This window comes from Cohnella ginsengisoli (assembly GCF_029525555.1).
Taxonomy (GTDB): domain Bacteria; phylum Bacillota; class Bacilli; order Paenibacillales; family Paenibacillaceae; genus Cohnella; species Cohnella ginsengisoli.
In genome coordinates, this window is the sequence record NZ_JAPDHZ010000006.1 from 233292 (window position 1) to 251720 (window position 18429).

Annotated in this window: 9 protein-coding genes and 4 pseudogenes; 5 read left to right on the forward strand and 8 right to left on the reverse strand. The window is 61.6% G+C overall.

What is annotated here, in order from left to right; genetic code table 11:
- Positions 1-28 precede the first annotated feature (28 nt).
- A complete protein-coding gene (locus tag OMP38_RS27590) occupies positions 29-1030 on the forward strand; it encodes a zinc-dependent alcohol dehydrogenase (protein WP_277567945.1) in 1002 nt (333 codons plus the stop codon).
- A gap of 624 nt (positions 1031-1654) precedes the next feature.
- On the opposite strand, the gene OMP38_RS27595 is transcribed toward OMP38_RS27590, so the two are convergent.
- The 8 genes and pseudogenes from OMP38_RS27595 to OMP38_RS27625 form a co-directional block, all read right to left on the reverse strand.
- On the reverse strand, positions 1655-2323 hold the full coding sequence (locus tag OMP38_RS27595) for a DUF559 domain-containing protein (RefSeq protein ID WP_277567946.1): 669 nt from the start codon (positions 2321-2323) through the stop codon (positions 1655-1657).
- Positions 2324-2569: 246 nt separating this feature from the next.
- Positions 2570-2836, reverse strand: coding sequence for an S-layer homology domain-containing protein (locus tag OMP38_RS27600; RefSeq protein ID WP_277568394.1), 267 nt, complete (start codon positions 2834-2836; stop codon positions 2570-2572).
- Positions 2837-2851: 15 nt separating this feature from the next.
- Positions 2852-2935: pseudogene (locus OMP38_RS27605) on the reverse strand (S-layer homology domain-containing protein); the annotation flags it as partial.
- A 100-nt stretch (positions 2936-3035) separates the two neighbouring features.
- Positions 3036-3206, reverse strand: a pseudogene (locus tag OMP38_RS36280) (S-layer homology domain-containing protein); the annotation flags it as partial.
- Positions 3157-4824 (reverse strand): cadherin-like beta sandwich domain-containing protein, encoded by a 1668-nt coding sequence (locus OMP38_RS27610; RefSeq protein WP_277567947.1) that lies wholly within the window; start codon positions 4822-4824, stop codon positions 3157-3159. The pseudogene OMP38_RS36280 and the gene OMP38_RS27610, both read right to left, overlap by 50 nt.
- Positions 4825-5759: 935 nt before the next feature.
- Complete coding sequence (locus OMP38_RS27615) at positions 5760-10172, reverse strand: fibronectin type III domain-containing protein (RefSeq protein ID WP_277567948.1); 4413 nt, start codon at positions 10170-10172, stop codon at positions 5760-5762.
- A gap of 568 nt (positions 10173-10740) precedes the next feature.
- Complete coding sequence (locus tag OMP38_RS27620) at positions 10741-11622, reverse strand: TolB family protein (protein ID WP_277567949.1); 882 nt, start codon at positions 11620-11622, stop codon at positions 10741-10743.
- A gap of 31 nt (positions 11623-11653) precedes the next feature.
- Positions 11654-12106, reverse strand: coding sequence for a VOC family protein (locus OMP38_RS27625; RefSeq protein WP_277567950.1), 453 nt, complete (start codon positions 12104-12106; stop codon positions 11654-11656).
- A gap of 334 nt (positions 12107-12440) precedes the next feature.
- Here OMP38_RS27625 and OMP38_RS27630 point away from each other — a divergent pair, with 334 nt between their 5' ends.
- From OMP38_RS27630 to OMP38_RS27645, 4 genes and pseudogenes are all read left to right on the forward strand, one after another.
- Positions 12441-14729 (forward strand): helix-turn-helix domain-containing protein, encoded by a 2289-nt coding sequence (locus OMP38_RS27630; RefSeq protein ID WP_277567951.1) that lies wholly within the window; start codon positions 12441-12443, stop codon positions 14727-14729.
- A 751-nt stretch (positions 14730-15480) separates the two neighbouring features.
- Positions 15481-16500, forward strand: coding sequence for a type 2 periplasmic-binding domain-containing protein (locus tag OMP38_RS35185; protein ID WP_338130674.1), 1020 nt, complete (start codon positions 15481-15483; stop codon positions 16498-16500).
- A gap of 77 nt (positions 16501-16577) precedes the next feature.
- Positions 16578-17535, forward strand: a pseudogene (locus OMP38_RS27640) (ABC transporter permease).
- A 16-nt stretch (positions 17536-17551) separates the two neighbouring features.
- A pseudogene (locus OMP38_RS27645) lies at positions 17552-18428 on the forward strand (carbohydrate ABC transporter permease).
- The last annotated feature ends 1 nt before the right edge of the window (position 18429 follow it).

An 18429-nucleotide genomic window follows, 5' to 3' on the forward strand; every position in this document is an offset into this window, starting at 1 on the left:
GCAGATTGTATAAGCGGGAGGTATATTCATGCGCGCTCTTGTAACGCAAAGCGGGAGCATCAGGGTAATCGAGCTGAATCGACCCGACTTGGCGCCGGGGCATGTGCTGATTCGCACCGAGTACTCCGCGATCAGCCCGGGCACGGAGATGGGCTTCATGGGCCGCGCCTCGGACGAGGCCGCGGCCATCGGCTACAGCGCCGTCGGCATCGTCGAAGCGGTCGGCGAGGGCGTGGCGGACCGTCGGATCGGCGAACGCGTAGCCTGCTACGGCGTGCCGTACGTGCGGCACGCGGAATGGCTCGCGGTGCCGACCAACCTAACGGCCGTGGTACCGGACGGCGTGTCGCCGGAGGAGGCGGCCTTCGGCGGTCTGGGCGCCATCGCGATCCACGCGCTGCGGGTCGCGGACCTGCGGTTTGGCGAGTCCGCGATCGTCGTAGGGCTGGGCATCCTGGGCAATCTTGTGGCCCAGATCGCCCATGCCGCCGCTTGCCGCGCGGTCGGCTACGATCTGAGCGCCGAGCGCGCCGGCGGGCTGCGGCAGCTGAGAGGCGCGAGCGCGTACGCGGAGGCGGCCGAGCTGGAGGCGGCGCTGCCGGAGGAGACCGGCGGCGCGGGGGCGGACGCGGTGCTGCTGTGCGCCAGCGGTCCGGGCGAGCCGCTCATCAACAAGGCGCTCGAATGGGTCCGCGACCGGGGCAAAGTCGTCATCGTCGGCGACCTGACGATGAACTTCAGCCGGGGGCTCATGTTCGCCAAGGAAGCGCAGGTGCTCATCTCGCGCGCCGGCGGCCCGGGCCGATACGATCCGTCGTACGAGCGGGACAACCGGGACTACCCGCTCGGCCACGTGCGGTGGACCGAGGGGCGGAATCTGGCCGCGTACATCCGCCTGCTGGCCGAGGGGAGAATCTCCGTGCGGCCGCTCATCACGGACGTCTACCCGCTCGAACGCGCCGCAGAGGCATACGCGAACTACGCGGAGAAGGGTACGCGGACGATCGGGACGCTGATCCGGTACGGGTAGGGGCCACCTCTCAACCGCTTCACCATTTCGTCCATCGCGCAAAAGTACACGATCGCCATCGCCACTATCCATCGTCTCGACTATCGCGCAATATTGCACGAGCGCCGTCAACACCATCCCACCGTCCCGTCTATCGTGCAAAAGTACACGATCGCCACCACCCCCATCCCATCGTCCCGCCTATCGCGCAAAAGTGCAGGATTTTCTCGCGAAACACCCTAGACCTCCCCCAAATAGGCGATCAATCGTGCACTTTTGCACGATTGATCGCAAAAATCCACCATTCGAGCCGTGGATGATGTACTTTTGCAGGATAGCTCCTTTACGCCTCTGACCGTCTATCGCGCGAAAGTGCGATCGTCGCCACCATCAACATTCCCATGCCCGTCTATCGTGCAAAAGTACACGATCGCCACCACCCCCATCCCATCGTCCCGCCTATCGCGCAAAAGTGCAGGATTTTCTCGCGAAACACCCTAGACCTCCCCCAAATAGGCGATCAATCGTGCACTTTTGCACGATTGATCGCAAAAATCCACCATTCGAGCCGTAGATGATGTACTTTTGCAGGATAGCCATCACCGTGATGGGGGTCCGCCTTATCGCCGAGATGATCTTTGGCGTCTACAGAAGCTTCAACGCCGCCGGCCGAGCCTCGTATTTGGTTACGTATTTGCTGTCGGGACGACTGGCCACGGCGAACAGCCCTTTACTGCATAGAGATTGAAGCGTTCGGACCGCCGTCCGATAGTTAATCTGCAAGCGCTCGGCCACGTCGATGGGGCGCAGGGGCCGGGAGAGTCTGCACGCCAACCGGATCGTCTCGCGTTCAGTGAGTCCCGTTAGGTTGACCGGCGATTCGTGCGCGTAAAATCCGCCAAGCAGCATCCTTAAAAGGGTGATGCACAACTCGGGCCGCTCGGCAACGTCGTCATAGGAAAACGAAATGACGCGGTACCCCATGGCGGTCAGGAAGGTTTCCCGGTTTAATTCGTTGCTGTATTTCCTTCTGTCCATGTCCCTTACGTGCGGTCCGAATCCTTTGATCTCGATGACCAGCCTAACGGCCGGATGGATCCAGACAAAGTCGCAAAAATACGCCAGCCCGCGCCAGTCCGTTACTTCGTACTCAGGGTGCAGACCCTCGAAGCTGCCTCGGAGTTTCCACCATACATTTTGGCAAAACAGCCGTTCGGCTTCGCGGTGTCCGCGCTCCAACCGGCCTCTGCGTTCGCCCGTTCGCCGTGCCAGATGAGATTGAATAAATTCGGCATGCGCTTGTTCAAAGTTCATCTCTCTTAGCAGCCTCCTTAAAAATAAAAACGCCCCGTCTGCATTCTCAAGGAATGAAGAGGGACGTGCTTCGTCTCGTAAGAGGAGTATACGATAACCGATGGGCATCGTCCATACGCGGGATGAAGCGGACCGCCACCTGAGAGCCAAAAAAAGGTACAGCCCCCAGGAAAAATGGAGGATCTGTACCTTCTTGGCCTCATTCAGCGTTTGCGGCATTTTTTGAATTAAGGTCTTTCCGACGCGTCACATGCCGCCGTCCGCCTTCTCCGCCTTCTCCGTCATTCGACGGAGAATGGCCGCAGCTTGAGCGCGCGTCGCCGCGCCGTCCGGCATGAAGCGGTCTGCCTTGACGCCTCGCATCAAGCCGTACTTGACGGCAGACGAGACTTCTTTGAGCGCCCATTTGCGGATCGCGCTTCGGTCCGCGAACGGCAGCAGCAGCGCCTCCGCTTCCTCGCCGGCGGCCGGGACGGCATCCCCGTCCAGCTTCGAGACGGCTCTCCAAACCATGACCGCCAACTGTTCGCGCGTAATGAAGTCGCCCGGGCGGAACTTGCCGGAGCCGTCGCCGGCGATCAGGCCGAGCGTCGCAGCCGTCTGCACCGCTTCGTAGAACCAATCCCCCCGGCGACACGTCGCTGAAGAGCTGCGCTTGCCTGTTCGGCTGCGTCTCTCCGACGATACGGGCGAGTATCGCCGCGAACTCCGCCCGCGTCACCCGGCGGTTCGGTTCGAACGTATCGGCGGATAGGCCTGTGATTGACAGCCGCGCAGCCAGCCAGTCGATATCCGCCTTCGCCCAGTGGTTCGCGATATCCGCGAACGGACTGTCATAGACGAAGACGCCGCAGTAAGGCGAGTTGGCCGTCCCGCTCTCCAATGGCCGCTCCTCGCCGGAGGAGAGGGAGGACGCATAACGCCAACGGCTGGCGGACGGATCGTAGCGGTAGACGGCGACCGATGCGCCGTCCGGCACGGATTGGGGCGGCGTCCATCCCCCCGGTCGCGGCATCCGGACGGTCGGCGGTCAGCGTCACGCTGCGTCCGCCGTCTTCCGCCGCGAGGGCGACGCGGTACAGCCCCGTCATGGCGCGGAGCCCGGCGGACTTTTTCTTCAGATCGGCCAGCCATGCCGGTTCCTCCTGGACCGAAGCCCTGGCGACGAGCAGATGCACGGCCGATGCCCCGTCGCTCATGCCGGACCAAGCGTCCGTCCGGATCGCGGCGGATAGCGGCGCGGCCTTCAGTTTAAGCTTGATCTGCATCTTGGCGAGCGCCTTAAATGCGTCGGCCGTCATGCTCACGTCGTACGATTCAAAATTCGCCGGCGCATCGAGGTACAACTCCGCGCCGCTCTTCGCCGCCTTCAGCGCGTCCATCACGACTTGGGTCTGCAGCGTGATCATGGCCGTCTTGCGGCCTTCGACGTCCTTGGAAGTCACATTGGCGCCGCGTCCGATGTCCGCGATGTTCCCCGGAGAGGGCGTCGGGGTCGAGCCTTCCGTCGGTCCAGGCGTCGGCGACGGAGACGGGCTCGGCGTCGGTCCCGGATCTGCAGACCGCACGACGGTCAGCGTGTAGACCTTCGCCACGTCCGGATGGCCGGCGGCCTCCACCCGAATCGGGATGATGCCGTCGCTTGGAATGGCGACCGTCTTGAACGTGGCGTCGCCGAGCGGCACGCCCCGAATGGACAGCCGGCCACCCGCCTGTGCCAGCGTCGCCTTGAGCTCCACCGATGCGGCGTCGGCAGTGACCTTAAGCGTATAGTCGGTCCGTTCGCCCGAGAACGCTTCGCTCAGGGAGCCGCCCTGAAGCTCGAGGCCGCTCAGCAGGGCGTTGGGGCTGTTCAGCGCGAGCGTCTTCTCCGCCGACGGATTGCCCAGCGGGTCTGCCGCGGCGCCGGCCGCGACGGCGACCGTCACGGCTGCGCCTTCGGCCACGGGACCGCTCAGCGTCAGGACGGCCGACATCGGCTGCTTGCCGTTCTCCGGCACCTCGACGACGGCGGACAGCACCTTGCGGCCCGTGCCGCTCAAAGCGAACGCGCCCGGGTCGAGAAGCGATCCCGCAGCCAGCGGCTCGTCGAAGACGATGCGGATGGCGGCACCGCCGCCGGCGGATTCGGCCGAAGCGGGCACCGGACCGGTCGCGTCGCGCCGTGCGGCTTTGGCCGTTCCGTCGAAGCCGGCGAGCATCTGCGTGCCTGCGTAGCTCACGAAGGCGCCCGGCTCGATCGCGACCCGATATTCGGCGCCTTCCGAGAGCCCGTCGCCGTTCGGCGTGAAGCGCACCTTGCGGGCGAGCGTCTCGCCGCCGGCCGACTGCGGTTCCAGGTAGGCGTAGGTGCCTTCCACCGGAGCGCCGTCCGGTCCCGTCACGACGAGCGCGTCGGCAGGGACGGGATCGCTCGCCTTCAGGTACTTGCTGAATGCGATGTCGATATAGCTGCCGCCGTCGCCGACGACGGCTTCGAACCCGGTGGCGGCCGGCGGCACCTTCGAGACGAGGCCGGCATTGACGTCGAAGTGAGGAGGGGGGAACCGGCAGCTCCTCGCTTGCGGCCGTCTCGTAGCCCGGCTTCTCCCAGACGACCTTCCAGATGCCTTCCGGCACGTCCCAGCCGTAGCGGCCTTCCTTGTCGGTGGCCTGGGGATTGATCTGCCCGTAGTCCGCGGCGTCGTTCCAGACTTTCCATTCGCCGTTGTCCGGGTTTTTGAAGAGCACGGTCGCCTTTACGTCCTCGATCCGGTTGCCCGGGACCGCTTCGTAGACATAGCCGCTCGGATCGTAGATCCATCTCAGACGCGCCACGCGCTTCAATTTCTTTTTATAAATATTCTCTTCCTCTGGATCGTCTTCGTTGTTCCGGCAGTTCTGCGGATTCGTAGGTCCGACCGAGGAGACCTTGTCGATCTGCTCGTCGACGTAGCTGTCGATCTTGTTCGACACGTATTGTCCGGCATAGCCGCCGATGAAGCCGACGGGCCCTTCGAGCATCATCGCGCCCGTCCAGGCGCCGATCGCGGTCTTCGCGATCTCGCCGCCCACCGTCACGAGCAGCGCTTTGCCCGCTTGATCGCCGGTCGCTTCGATGTTCTCCGGACACTGGATGGCGGCCTCCACGTTGCCCATGATCTTCGTGATTTTGCCCGCGTACCCTTGGTAGCTCTCGTATTGCCCCTTAAGGTCCGAGAACGGGCTGAGCGCATCCGAAGAGATCGCCTTGTAATCCGCGGAGACCTGGATCATCCCCTGCTGGTAAGGGGTCGCATCGATCCCGAGCTCGTCGAGCGCTTCGAGCGGATCGAATCCGTCGTCGAATGCCGCAAGCGTCGAGGCGCGGGCTTTCGGAGACGATTCAGGGAAGAGGGCTCCCTTCGGCATATAGCCCTTCATCTTCACGCTGACGCCGTCCGGCGTCTCCTGTACGTCAAGGGTCGCGTTGTACAGGAGAATGCCAGTCGCCTCGGCTTCCACGATCTCCTCCACCGTCGGCATGTAGGATGTCGGCGTCAGATCGATCCGCTCGCTTGCCTCGATGCGCATATGGTTCGCCTCGGGGAACTCGATGACCGCGCTGCCCGCGTATACGTTGCCTTCCTGCTTGAACGGCTGCTTGTCGGCGATATGAAACGTCCTCATCTTCGGGGGGCAGCAGCGCGTTCGTCTCCGCTTCGGTCGGCGCCTCCCGGCTGATGACGACCTTCGGCTTCACCGTGTCGTAGTCGACATACAGACCGCCGAGCGTACCCGAGCCGGTCGGGATCGTCGCCCGGTACAGCCCGTCGTCGCCCTTCTCCGCCGTCACCGGACCGCCGATCTGGCCGCCCATGTACAGCTTCACGTTTTTGACTTTATCCGGATCGCTGAACTTCAGCACGAGCGAGAACGGATTGCCCGGCACCACGGTATAGGGAAGCTGCGCGATGCCGTTCTCCACGTTCAGCTGCAGCCATTTTCCGTTCGGATACTGCGCCAGGGCCAGCTCCCGCAGCACCGGCTCGCCCGCTTTGTAGGCCACGAGCTCCCGGTCCGAGCGCAGCGTCCTGCTGCCGCTCTTCGCTTCCGCCCACAGCAGATGGATATCCGAGGCACTCTCGTTGCGAAGATCCACCTTAGCCCGCCAGGTGCCCGCGGACGTCGCCGTCGCCGTTCCGAGTAGCAGGTCTTCGTCGTAAATCTTGACCGTACTTAATGCCGGCGCCAAGCCGATCACCTGAACCCCGGACGCCGTCACGATATCGGGCGCCTCGAGCGTCACCCGCGGCACCTCCAGCTGTACGGTGCCGATCGTCTCGCTGACCGTTCCGGCGTCTGCGGTTCCTTCGATCCGGGCGGACAGCCGCGCCTTATCTTGGGCGTAGTCCGCATCCAGTCTCGCCTGCAGCGATACCGTGCCCTGCGCTTTCTTGCCGACGGCGCCGAGCGTTACCGACAATGACCGGCCGTTGAGTTGGGCCGTCGCGTTCGTTCCATTCACCTTGACCGGAACGTTGCCTCCCGACGCGCCTACCGGGGAGATGCCTTCCGGCAGATCGATCTTCATCGTGGCGCCGGTCAGGGCGCCGGCGTCGCCGTTTTGGTAGAAGGCCTTCAGATTGACCGTCCCGCCCGGGGACACCTCGTTCGGCTCGGCGATCAAGCCGTTCGTCTCCCTTTGCGCGAAATAGGCTGCGGGCGCGAGCTCGAACAGGCCGAGCTCGAGCGTCTCCTGCTCGGCGATGGTCACCTGCCTGGACGCGGTCCACTGCGAATTCGTCTGCGAGTTCCAGCGGGTGAGCTCGATCCGGTACGTGCCGGCCTTCGGCGCGTGCAGCAGGAAGTGATCCCCGCGGAAGGTTTTGTACTCCCTGTTGACAAGGCCGGAGCCAGTCACCTCGTAAAGGGTCGCGAACGTCCATGTGTTCGAATCCGCGTCCACCTTGCCCGTTATGAGCCCGCCGGCCTCCTCGACCCAAACCTCGGCGGTGCCGTTCGCATCGTTGTCGAGCACGATATCTTTGCAGGCTTGGAACGCGCTGGAGAGTACGCCCGTTATGCATACCTCGACCTTTTCGCCAGGCGATCCCTGAAGGTTGACCGCATTTTGATAATAGCTGATCCGTCCGCCGAATCTGCCCCGCAGACTCGCCGAGAAGCGGACCTGCTCCATATCGACGGGGCCTGCCCATTCGCTTCCGATCATTTTGACGTGCACCTTGAAAGTGACCATGCCGGTTGGCGCCATCGCGACGGGAATGTCGAGCGTCGTCGTCTTGCCCTTGGCCACGCTCGCTTTAAGGCCGGGCTCGGAATTGTAATGATAGGCGTTTTGCGCGGCCTGCACGGCGACTTCTCCTTCGTAGGCCGTGAGGCGATAAGCTCCGTTTAAGTCGGTGTAGGCCTGCTGCACGACGGGTTTGCCTTTGTACATCTGTGTCGTCGTCACGAGCGCGTTGAACACGGGCTTGCCCCCGGGATCCAGCACCTTGCCCTGCAGCTGGCCTTGGGGCGAGCGGGTCAAGACGAGCGGGATCACGTTGTCCCCGCCTTTTAGCGAGAAGGGAACGGGCGTCATCGGCTCGTAGCTCATCTCGTTCAGATCGACCTTGGCCGTATACTTTTTGTCGCTGTCGTCTACGCCCGTCCAGCTCGTCTCGCCGTTCGAATCGGTATCGTAGCCGCCCAGGACATAGGCGCCCGCTTCGTCCCACGTCTCGATATGCATGCCGGCGAGGGCCTTGCCTTCTTCGTCGGTCACCTTGTACCGGTAACGGGCCGGCTGGATCACCTTGAGCGAGAGATCCGTACGCCATCCGGACGTCACGTGGACCGACGATGCCCGCCCCAGGACCTTGCCGGCCGGCGACACGAGCGTCACCGCGTAGGCATCCGAGGGCTTGAGTCCCTCCAGCAGAACATCGTCTTCGCCGGTCAGCGTCTTCACCGCATAGCCGCCGCTCTCGGCGCTCGTCGCCGACAGGTAGACGCCGTTCAGATCCATGCCGCCGGGATTGTCGAACGCGATCTTCAGGTTGCCGGAGACGGCGAGCGGCAGGCCGGTCGCTTCCTTCTCTACGGGACCGCCAGCAGCGCCCGTCATGACCGCCGTCACTTTGGACAACTCGGAGATGCCTTCCTCCACGTGAAAGGCGCCCGTGTATACGCCGGTTCCCGAAGCCGCTTCCGTCAGGTCCACCGATGCTTCCGCCGCGCGCGGAGCGGGGAGACGACTGCCGTCTTCGGCCAGCCAGGTGGCATAGACGATCTTGGCCGCGATCGCGCGTCCCGTCACCGCCCGCGCCTCGATGGTCAGCGTACTGTCCGGCACCGGCTGGCGCTTCGGCGACAGCCGGTCGAACGTCAGTCCGAGCGCGAGCGTGCGGTCGCCGGCCGGCGTCGTCACCCGCACGCTCGGTCCGCCGGCTGTAGCGACATCGTCGGCATTCGCCGCTTCGATGCGGAATACGTACTCCGTCGCGGGCTTGAGCCCCTCGGCCGTATAAGTCAGCGCCGTGCCGTTCACGACGGCGATTCGCTCGTTATTCGCGTAAAGGCGGTATTCCTTGATGCCGCCCGCAGCGGAGGCGGGCGTCCAGGTCAGCGTCGCCCGGTCCGGCTGAAGGCCGGAGGCTTCCAGCTTGCTGCCGTCCGGCCATGTCGGCGTCCCGCCGTCTCCCTTGACCTTCGAGGCGATGAACAGGCCGCTCATCGGAATCTCCTCGCCGCTGTCGGAATCGGTATAGGTGTAGCCGGCATTGAAGATGCCGACCGTCGCCCCGTCCGAGAGCGCGAGATGCGTCAGCGGTAGCGTCAACGTCTCTTCCGACGGCGCGACGGATACTTCCCTGGTGACGCCGGCCGCAAGATCGGCGATCATCGCTTGGTCAAGTTCGACCGATTCGGGAAGGGTGTCGAACGTGACGTAGCGGCCGTCGGCGGTCACGAGCGGCTCATCGCTCTCGTAGTCGAACTGAGCGCCGTCCGTATTCACCGATACGCGCTTCACGGAACCGTCCGCCGTCCGATACACGTAGACATCGGTTACGCCGTTCGTGTCTTCCCCGACCAGCGCGCCTTCGGATTCGAAGGCGACGACTCCGCCGTCGCCGCTGATCTTCGGGTTGCCGCTCGCTTCGGCCGACTGGCCGCCCGACGCGGGAAGGCTGACGAGCCGGTTCGTCTTGTCCGTGCGGTCGTGCAGGAAGACGTCCGTGGTTCCGTTCGTATCCCCTTCGGTCAGGAACGCGGAGTCCGATTCGAAGGCGACGTACCGGCCGTCCGCGCTGATCGACGGCTTGTTGCTGTTGGCATACGAGATCTCGACCGAGTCTTCGGCGATGACCGCTTTGCTGACCATCTCGATGACGTTCGTCTCCCTGTCGTATACGAAAACGTCATAGTTATCGGTATCGCCCTCAACCAGACCGGGCGCCGACGATTCGAACGCCACATACCGGCCATCCGCGCTTACGGAGGGATTCTCGCTCTGCTCCGTGCCCGGCAGGCCGTCCGGCTGCGCGCTGACAAGGCGATTCTCCTTGGTCTGGCGGTCATACAGGTACACCTGCGCATCAACCATGTCGCTAAAACGCTGCTTGCCGGTATAGGCGAACCAGCGCGCGTCAGCGGACATCTCGAAGCTCAGGGGTTCCTTTGCCTCGGCGTCCTGCAGCAATGCCTCAAGCGATCCGGTCTCCCGGTCGTACAGCTCAAGCGTCGAATGCAGCTCGCCGCCGACGAATTTGTATTCGATAAATGCCGCAAATCGTCCGTCCGGCGTCACGCGGACATTGTCGTCCACGATCGGATACAGGGGGGGCGAATACCCGCGTGAGATGATTCCACGTCGCTTCGCCCGCATCTGCTACGGCCGCAAGCTGCGTCCCCAGCTTTACCGGGCTAAGCCCCGCGGGCAGCGATTGCGCTGCCTGCGCGTGACCCCAGACTGCGAAAAGGCTGGTGAACCATAGCGCGAACGCCATTCCGCCGGCCGTCCATCGCCTGCCGGATCCGCGCTTTCTTTGCGATCTCATCAAAAGTCTCCTCCATGTGTAATACGTTTTGTATCATCTTAACAAATGGGGGAGGACGAACAAGTGACCGCCGTCGCTGATTCGGTCAGCCGAATCCGGTGACCGGCGTCACGTGACCGGCCGTTCGCCGAGCATGCCGCTGGGCCTATTTACCAGGATGCGGCGGGGGCGGGTGGAAGTTTTAGGGTCGACAAAAAGGGGCGCAAACACCATGACGGTGTCTGCGCCCCTCTTTGACTATGCGCCGCGCGAGCCGGCCTTCAATCGATGTCCTGCAGCTCAGAATAACGCCGAGACGGCCGTGCTGTCGACAGCGTACTTGTCGCCGTTCTGAATGAGCGGGAAGCCGAAGGCTTCAAGCTTCGCGGCGGTCGGATCGTGGATGCGATCGATGATTTACTCGGGAAGCCGGTAGCTAACAAACGCCAACGTACGGCTGTCGGGCGCCCAGGAATTTACGTTAAGCGTCCCTTGTCCCCCGAAGAGGGAGACGAGGGTGCGGGACTCCCCGCCGGCGGCGGGCATCAATCGAAGCTCGACGTGTTTGTTCGCGGGGTGATCGCCCGGTGCGACGTCGCCCTTGCGGTACGCGATATAGACGACCCATTGGCCGTCCGGCGAGACGTGGGGAAACCAATTGTTGCTCTCCTCGTGCGTCATGCGGACCTGCTCGCTGCCGTCGGCGTTCATGCGCCACACCTGCATGAGTCCGGACCGTACGGAATTGAACCAAATGTGCCGGCCGTCCGGCGAATATTCCGGGCCGTCATTCAGACCAGGCGCGTCGGTCAGCTGCGTCTCGATGCCGCCGTTCGCCGGGATCGTATAGATGTCGTACTCGCCGTCTCGCTCCGCGCAGTAAGCGAGCGTGCTGCCGTCGGGCGACCAGCCATGCAGGTAGCTGGGGGCCATCGGCGTGACGAGCTCGGGATGCCCGCCTTGCAAGGGGAGGACGTAGATGCGCGACTGGCCGTCTTCGAACGTATGGTGGCTCACGGCGATGCGGTCGTTTTCGGGCGACAGGACGTGATCGTTGTTGCATTGAACCGCGAATCCGGACTCGATCAATCTGCTGCTCCTTGACGCGAGGTCGAATTCGAAAAGGCGTCCCTGGCTGTTGAAGATCAGTCGGCTGCCGTCGCGGGTCCAATTGGGCGCTTCGATCAGGTGATCGAATTCAGCCATTACGCGGCGCTCGCCGCCGTGAATGTCGACCGTCTCGAGGATGCTGACGATCGGGCGGCTATCAAGCTTGCGCGGTTCCTTCAATCTGTTCATTGCGCTCGTCTCCCTTGTCTGTGCCGGGGCTCTAGGCCCGCGGCTTAATGTTCAGATTGACGCCCAGATCGTCTTCGCTGTCCACGATCGTCCAACTGCTGCCCGGATAGTAGCCGATCGTCCGCATCGCGTAGCCCATCTCCTCCAGCTCCCCGACGATCGCGTCGCGCTTCTCGCCGACCTGGAAGCCAAGGTGATGGACGCCGTTGCCATGCTTGTCGAGAAATTCGCGGAACGTGCTGTCCCGCTCGTCGGGCTCGTGCAGCTCGATGACGAAGGGGCCGGCTTCGATATTCGCCAGCTTCAGGCCGTATTCGGCCGGCTTGCCCCGGTAAGTCAGATCAGGGTTAGGCGCGGGCGGCTGATAGCGGATCTCGGGGACGGGGATGTTGAAGAAACGGGCCCACGTTTCCGCGGCCTTTTGGATGTCTTGCACGACGATAGCGATCTGGATGAAGCCGTCAAAGGCGAGCGGATTTTGCATGAGAGGTCTGTCCTTCCTTCGGTGGATGGGAAGCTTGCGGGCAATGTGTGAACGCGCGTTTATGATACGTTTAATTATCATACACAGGGTCTTAAAGCGTTGTCAATGACGCGTTGGCAGCAGTCTGCCGTTATGTAGGAAGCGCGGTATCCTCGCTATCCTGCAAAAGTTTTGCTTGAGTTGCGGGCTGCTGTCCGGAGATTAGTCAAACTTCTTTATCCCATTCAATAGCTGGATGAGATCGGCTATTCACGCGCGGTATCCTATGTTAAACTTCTTCCCATCGTATACTTTCCGGTGGCTGTGTCATTTCGTACCCGAGGGAGGAGTCGCGGTGCTTCGCAATCGCAAAAGCGTTTTTTTGACGCTATGGCTCTCGTATATCGTCATTTTGATCATTCCCGTCACTTTTTCGGTCGTCCTGTACACGCGGATGGAGACCCGGATGATCGGAAGTGCGAGCCGTTCGAATCTGGCGATGCTGGAGCAGGTCCGTCAGGTTGCCGACAACCATCTGATGGATATCGATCAATTGGTCGTACAGGTCGCGACGCATCCCAAGCTGCAGACGATGTGGACGATCGAAGAGAGCAGCAAGTACATCCAGTATCAAGAGGCGGTGCAGGCGCTTAAGAATATACGCAGCGGCACCGGCTTCGTCGATGATTTCTTTATCCATTTGCGACAGCAAGACGTGATTTTAACGCCATCTATGAAAACGGATACAAACCTGTACTTCAACAATCTTTACATGTTCCCCGGGATGAGCATGAGCCGGATCCGATCCGAACTGCTGGGGGACTACCACTTCAAGACATTCTGGCCGGTGCAGCAGCTGAAGGTGGACTCGTCCGCGAAGAACGTCATTCTGTGCGCGGTATCGCTGCCGCTGGGGGACGAGCAGCACATCTGGGGCACCTTGGTGATGATGATCGAGGACCGGCAGTTTTTCGACCTGCTGAAGCAGATCGAATGGGCGAACAGCGGCTCCATGTTTATCTTGGACGAGAATGACAGGGTCATCCTGTCTTCGTCGGGCGGCGGGCGGCTGCCGGAAGGCTTCCGGGACGAATGGCTCCGGGCGGGCAACGGCTATAAGAAGGACGACGCGGACCTGATCTCGTATACGACGGGAAAAAGCGGCTGGAAGTACATATCCATCGTACCCGAGAAGGTCGTGCTGGCCCGGGTGCACGATATCAAAGTATGGGCCTTGCTGCTGCTCGGGCTTGCCGTCGGGGCGGGGACGCTGGCGGCTTATTGGATGGCTTATCGGAGCTACAGCCCGATCAAGGACCTGGTATTCGCCCTGATGAAGGGAAAAATCGCGGAGCGGCCCGCTCAGCTGAACGAGTATGAATTCATCAAGACGTCGATCGCCCAGACGTTGGCGGACAGCGAGGAGGCCAAGGAACAGCTGAACGCGTACATTCCCGTCGTACGCGCCCACTTTCTCTCCCGGCTGCTCAAGGGTCAGGCGGAGACGGCGGCGCTGACGAAGGAATCGCTCGCCTTCATGGGCATTCGCTTCCCGCATGAGCAGGTAAGGGTCATCCTCGTCGAGCTGGACGAGAGCGGCGAATTCATGCGCGACGGCGGCGAATGGGACTGGGCGCTCGTGCGGTTTCTGTTCAACGTGAGCACCGAATTCATCGGGGAGAGCGGCTACGCGGCCGAGATGGAGCTGAACCGGCTGGCGCTGCTGCTAAGCGTGCCGGACAGCGGCGACCATCTGGACGAGCTCGTCCAAAGCCTGAAGAAGGTCGTCGAAGAACGATTCCATATGAAGATCGTCATCGGCATCAGCTCGGTCCGGTCCGGCCTGCGGGAAGCCAGCCGCTGCTACACGGAGGCGGTGAACGCGCTGGACTACCGGATCATTCATGGCGCCGACTCCGTGATTTATTACGAGCAGATCGACAGGAGCGAGCGGAGCTACTACGACTATCCGATGGAGATCGAGTCGCAGCTCATCAACTATATGAAAAGCGGCGCATGCGAAGACGCCCTGCGGCTGCTCGACGAGCTGTACGAGACGAACATGGGGAGCCGGGCGATCACGCCGGAGATGGGCAACGCGCTTTTCTTCGATCTGCTCGGCACGATGCTCAAGGTGATCCACGCGCTGAAGCTCGGCGAGAAGCAGCTGCCGGAGACCGTCCAAGATCCCGCCAAGTTCGTGACGGCGGGCAAGTCCGCGGAGGATCGTCTCGGCCGGCTCAAGTCGCTCTGCCGGGCCGTGTGCGACAGCGTCCTGGAGGCGAGGACGGACCAGAAGGACCGGCTGAACGACAACCTCAAGCAGTACATAACGGATAACCTCGCGCACAACGGGCTAAGTTTGACTTCGATCGCCGACCGCTTCGGCATGACGCCGCAGTATATTTCGGGTTTTTTCAAAAAGCAGAACGGCGTGAACCTGACCGACTATATGGCCGAGGTTCGCATCCGTCACGCCAAGCGTCTGCTCGCCGAATCGGAGCTGTCCGTCCTGCAGGTCGCGCAGCGGGTAGGATACGCGACCGACATCGGCTTCATCCGCGTGTTCAAGAAGCTGGAGGGTATCACGCCCGGCAAATATCGGGAAACCGCGCAGCAAGGGGGCGGGATGAAGAACGGTTAGCTCGGTTGAAAAACGGTTGGTCGGCCATATGAAGAGCGGTTGGGACTTCAGTCAACGGACTGTAGGCAGACCGCTCTTGTTCTCATTAAAGTGAAATGGCGGAGCAAGCAGCCCGCGAACGAAACATACGGGAGGGTTCATGGTATGAAGAGTATTCTGAAAGTGCTTACAGCGTCAGCGGCGGCAGCTTCCTTGATGACGGCGTTATTGACCGGATGCAGCGGGAACGATGCTTCTTCCGCAGCTTCGACTGCGGCCGTGTCCAAAGGGGCGGAGTCCGCCAAGGAAGTCGGTTATCCGAAATCGATGACGTACTGGGTCTCGCTCAACCCGAACGTGGCCGCCACCATGAAAAATTACAACGAGATCGCCGCATACAAGGAAATGGAAAAGATCACGGGCACCAAGGTGGACTTCCAGCACCCGCCGGTCGGTCAGGAGCTGGACCAGTTCAACCTGATGCTCGCCTCGGGCAAGCTGCCGGACGTGATCGAATACGGATGGGGCGGCGCCGCCAAAGGGCCGGACAGCTTGATCAAGGAGAAGCAGATTCTGCGGCTGAACGAACTGATCGAGGCGTACGCGCCGAATCTGTCCAAGGTGCTGGCGGACAATCCGGAATTCCGCAAGCTGGTCACGACGGACGAAGGCAACATCTACGTGATGCCTTTTTTTGCTCGGCGATCCCATCCTCGCCGTCGTCAACGGACCGGTGCTGCGCAAGGACTGGCTGGACAAGGTGGGTCAGAAGGTGCCGACGACCTTGGCGGAATGGGAGGCGGTCCTCACGGCCTTCCGCGACGAGGACCCGAACGGGAACGGCAAGAAGGACGAGATTCCCTATTTGTTCTCGATCGCGGATATGGATTTCAACCACCTGTTCGTAGGGGCGTGGGGCATCGCCTCCGACTTCTACAATGACGGCGGCACCGTCAAGTATGGCCCCATCGAGCCGCCGTTCAAAGACTTCCTGGCCACCATGGCCAAGTGGTACAAGGAAGGCCTGATCGATCAGGACTATGCCACGACCGACGGCAAGCTGAAGGACGCCAAGGTCACGAACAACCAGCTCGGCGCCTTGTCCACGTATCCCGGCAGCGGCATCTCCCGCTATACCTCGCTTACCAAGACGAGCACGCCGAGCTTCCAGCTCGTCGGCGCGCCGTACCCGGGGCTCAAGGCGGGCGACAAGGTGATGGGCCAGTACACGATGCCGTTCACGGGGATCGGAGCGGCAATCACCACCTCGGCGCAGCATCCGGAGGAGATCGTCAAGTGGCTCGACTACAAATACGGCGAGGCAGGCCACATGCTCTTCAACTTCGGCATCGAGGGCGAGAGCTATACGATGGACAACGGTTATCCGAAATACACGGATCTGATCATGAACAACCCGGATAAGCTGCCGGTCACGCAAGCGATGGCCAAATACTTCCTTGCCAGCTTCAACGGTCCGATCGTGCAGGATAAGCGCTACATCGAGCAGTACTTCACGATGCCGGAGCAGCGCGAAGCGCAGCAGGCCTGGTCGCAGGCGGACCATAGCAAGGAGATGCCGCTGGTCACCCTCACGGCGGACGAGAGCTCCAAGACGTCCTCGATCATGAACGACGTGAAGACGTATCGGGACGAGATGATCAACAAGTTCATCATGGGCACCGAGCCGATCGATAACTTCGACAAGTTCGTCGACACCATCAAGGGGATGGGCATCGACGAAGCGATCAAGGTTCGTCAGGCGGCGTTGGACCGCTTCAATCAAAGGCAATAGCGTCCGAACGGAAATTGGGGAGGGGGGGAAGTCTGCCCGCTCCCCGATATCGAAAGGAGGGCATGCGGATGTCCCTTATGCTTAAACGGCGGCCCGCCGCGGCGAAGCCGGCGGTCGAAAAGGACGGCTGGAAATACAGTACCCTGCGCGATCTCAGGATCAACAAATTTATTTACATCATGCTTGTCCCGGTCGTCGCTTATTACGTTCTATTCTACTATGTGCCCATGTACGGCCTTCAGATCGCGTTTAAGGATTATTCCCCCGGCCTCGGCATGTGGGGGGAGCGATTGGGTCGGCTTTCGGTATTTTCACGACTTCTTTAACAGCTACTACTTCTGGCGGCTGCTTCGCAATACGCTGCTGCTCAGCTTTTACGAGCTGCTGTTCGGCTTTCCCGCTTCGATCATCCTCGCGCTTCTGCTGAACGAGCTCCGCAGCGCCCGGATGAAGCGATTCGTTCAAACGGTGACGTACATGCCCCACTTCATCTCGCTTGTCGTGGTCGCCGGGATGCTGGTGGACTTCCTGGCCAGAGACGGCCTCATCAACAACGTGCTGTCGTGGTTCGGCGCGGAGCCGGTCGCCTTCCTGCGCGAGAGCGGCTGGTTCCGGACGATCTTCATCTCCTCGAATATCTGGCAGAGCGTAGGCTGGGGCTCCATCATCTATCTGTCCGCGATGTCCGGCATCGATCCTTCCTTGTACGAAGCCGCCCGCGTCGACGGCGCCAGCCGCTGGAGGCAGACGCTGAGCGTCACGCTGCCGGGAATCATGCCGACGATCGTGATCCTGCTCATCCTGCAGATCGGGCACTTCATGAGCGTGGGCACCGATAAGATCCTGCTCCTGTACAACAGCTCCACCTATGAGACGGCCGACGTCATCGGCACCTTCGTGTACCGGAAGGGCATTCTGGAATCCAACTTCAGCTACAGCTCCGCCGTGGGCCTGTTCAACGCGCTCATCAACTTCACGCTGCTCGTGCTGGCCAACGCCATCAGCCGGCGGACCAGCGAAAATAAGCTTTGGTAAGGAGGTGCGGTCCCTTATGAAACGCAGCTGGGGAGAACGCCTATTCGATGGCTCGAACGTGGTGCTCATGCTATGGCTTTCCGCGGTCACCCTCTATCCGTTTCTCTATGTGCTCATCGCCTCGGTCAGCGATCCGGCATGGGTCGTGAAGGCGCGAGGCCTGATCTGGTACCCGCACGGCTTTTCGCTGGAATCGTATAAGCTCGTATTCGACAACCCCGCGATCTTGACGGGCTACGGGAACACGCTGCTCTACGTCGTCGCCGGAACCGCGCTCAACATTCTCATGACGTCGCTCGGGGCGTACGCGCTCTCGAGACAAAGCGTGAAGTGGAAAAACCCGGTCATGTTCCTGATCGTGTTCACGATGTTTTTCAACGGCGGCTTGATCCCGACGTACCTGCTCATCAACAACCTGGGCATGCTCGACAGCCGCTGGGCGCTCATCATCCCGAGCGCGATGAGCGCCTACAATCTGATCATTATGCGGACGGCCTTCCAGAGCGTGCCGGTCAGCCTGGAGGAATCGGCGAAGCTGGACGGTGCGAACGATTTTACCGTCCTGTTCCGCATCATCCTGCCGCTGTCCATGCCGGTCGTCGCGGTCATGATTCTGTTCTACGGCGTCAGCCATTGGAACAGCTGGTTCAACGCGCTGATCTACTTGCGTACCCGGGAGCTGTATCCGCTGCAGCTCATTCTGCGGGAGATCCTCATCACGAACAGCACGGATTCGATGATGACCGGCGTCGGGGGGCGCCGACAAGATGCCGATCGGGGAGACGATCAAATACGCCGCGATCATCGTGGCGACGGTGCCGATCCTGCTGCTATACCCGTTTCTGCAAAAATACTTCGTCAAGGGCGTGATGATCGGAGCGGTGAAAGGCTAGC

Bases quoted from the DNA above. Each gene is read 5' to 3' on its own strand.
- OMP38_RS27590 (WP_277567945.1), top strand. From the start codon at position 29: ATGCGCGCTCTTGTAACGCAAAGCGGGAGCATCAGGGTAATCGAGCTG.
- OMP38_RS27595 (WP_277567946.1), bottom strand. From the start codon at position 2,323: ATGAACTTTGAACAAGCGCATGCCGAATTTATTCAATCTCATCTGGCA.
- OMP38_RS27600 (WP_277568394.1), bottom strand. From the start codon at position 2,836: ATGGTTTGGAGAGCCGTCTCGAAGCTGGACGGGGATGCCGTCCCGGCC.
- OMP38_RS27615 (WP_277567948.1), bottom strand. From the start codon at position 10,172: ATGCGGGCGAAGCGACGTGGAATCATCTCACGCGGGTATTCGCCCCCC.
- OMP38_RS27620 (WP_277567949.1), bottom strand. From the start codon at position 11,622: ATGAACAGATTGAAGGAACCGCGCAAGCTTGATAGCCGCCCGATCGTC.
- OMP38_RS27625 (WP_277567950.1), bottom strand. From the start codon at position 12,106: ATGCAAAATCCGCTCGCCTTTGACGGCTTCATCCAGATCGCTATCGTC.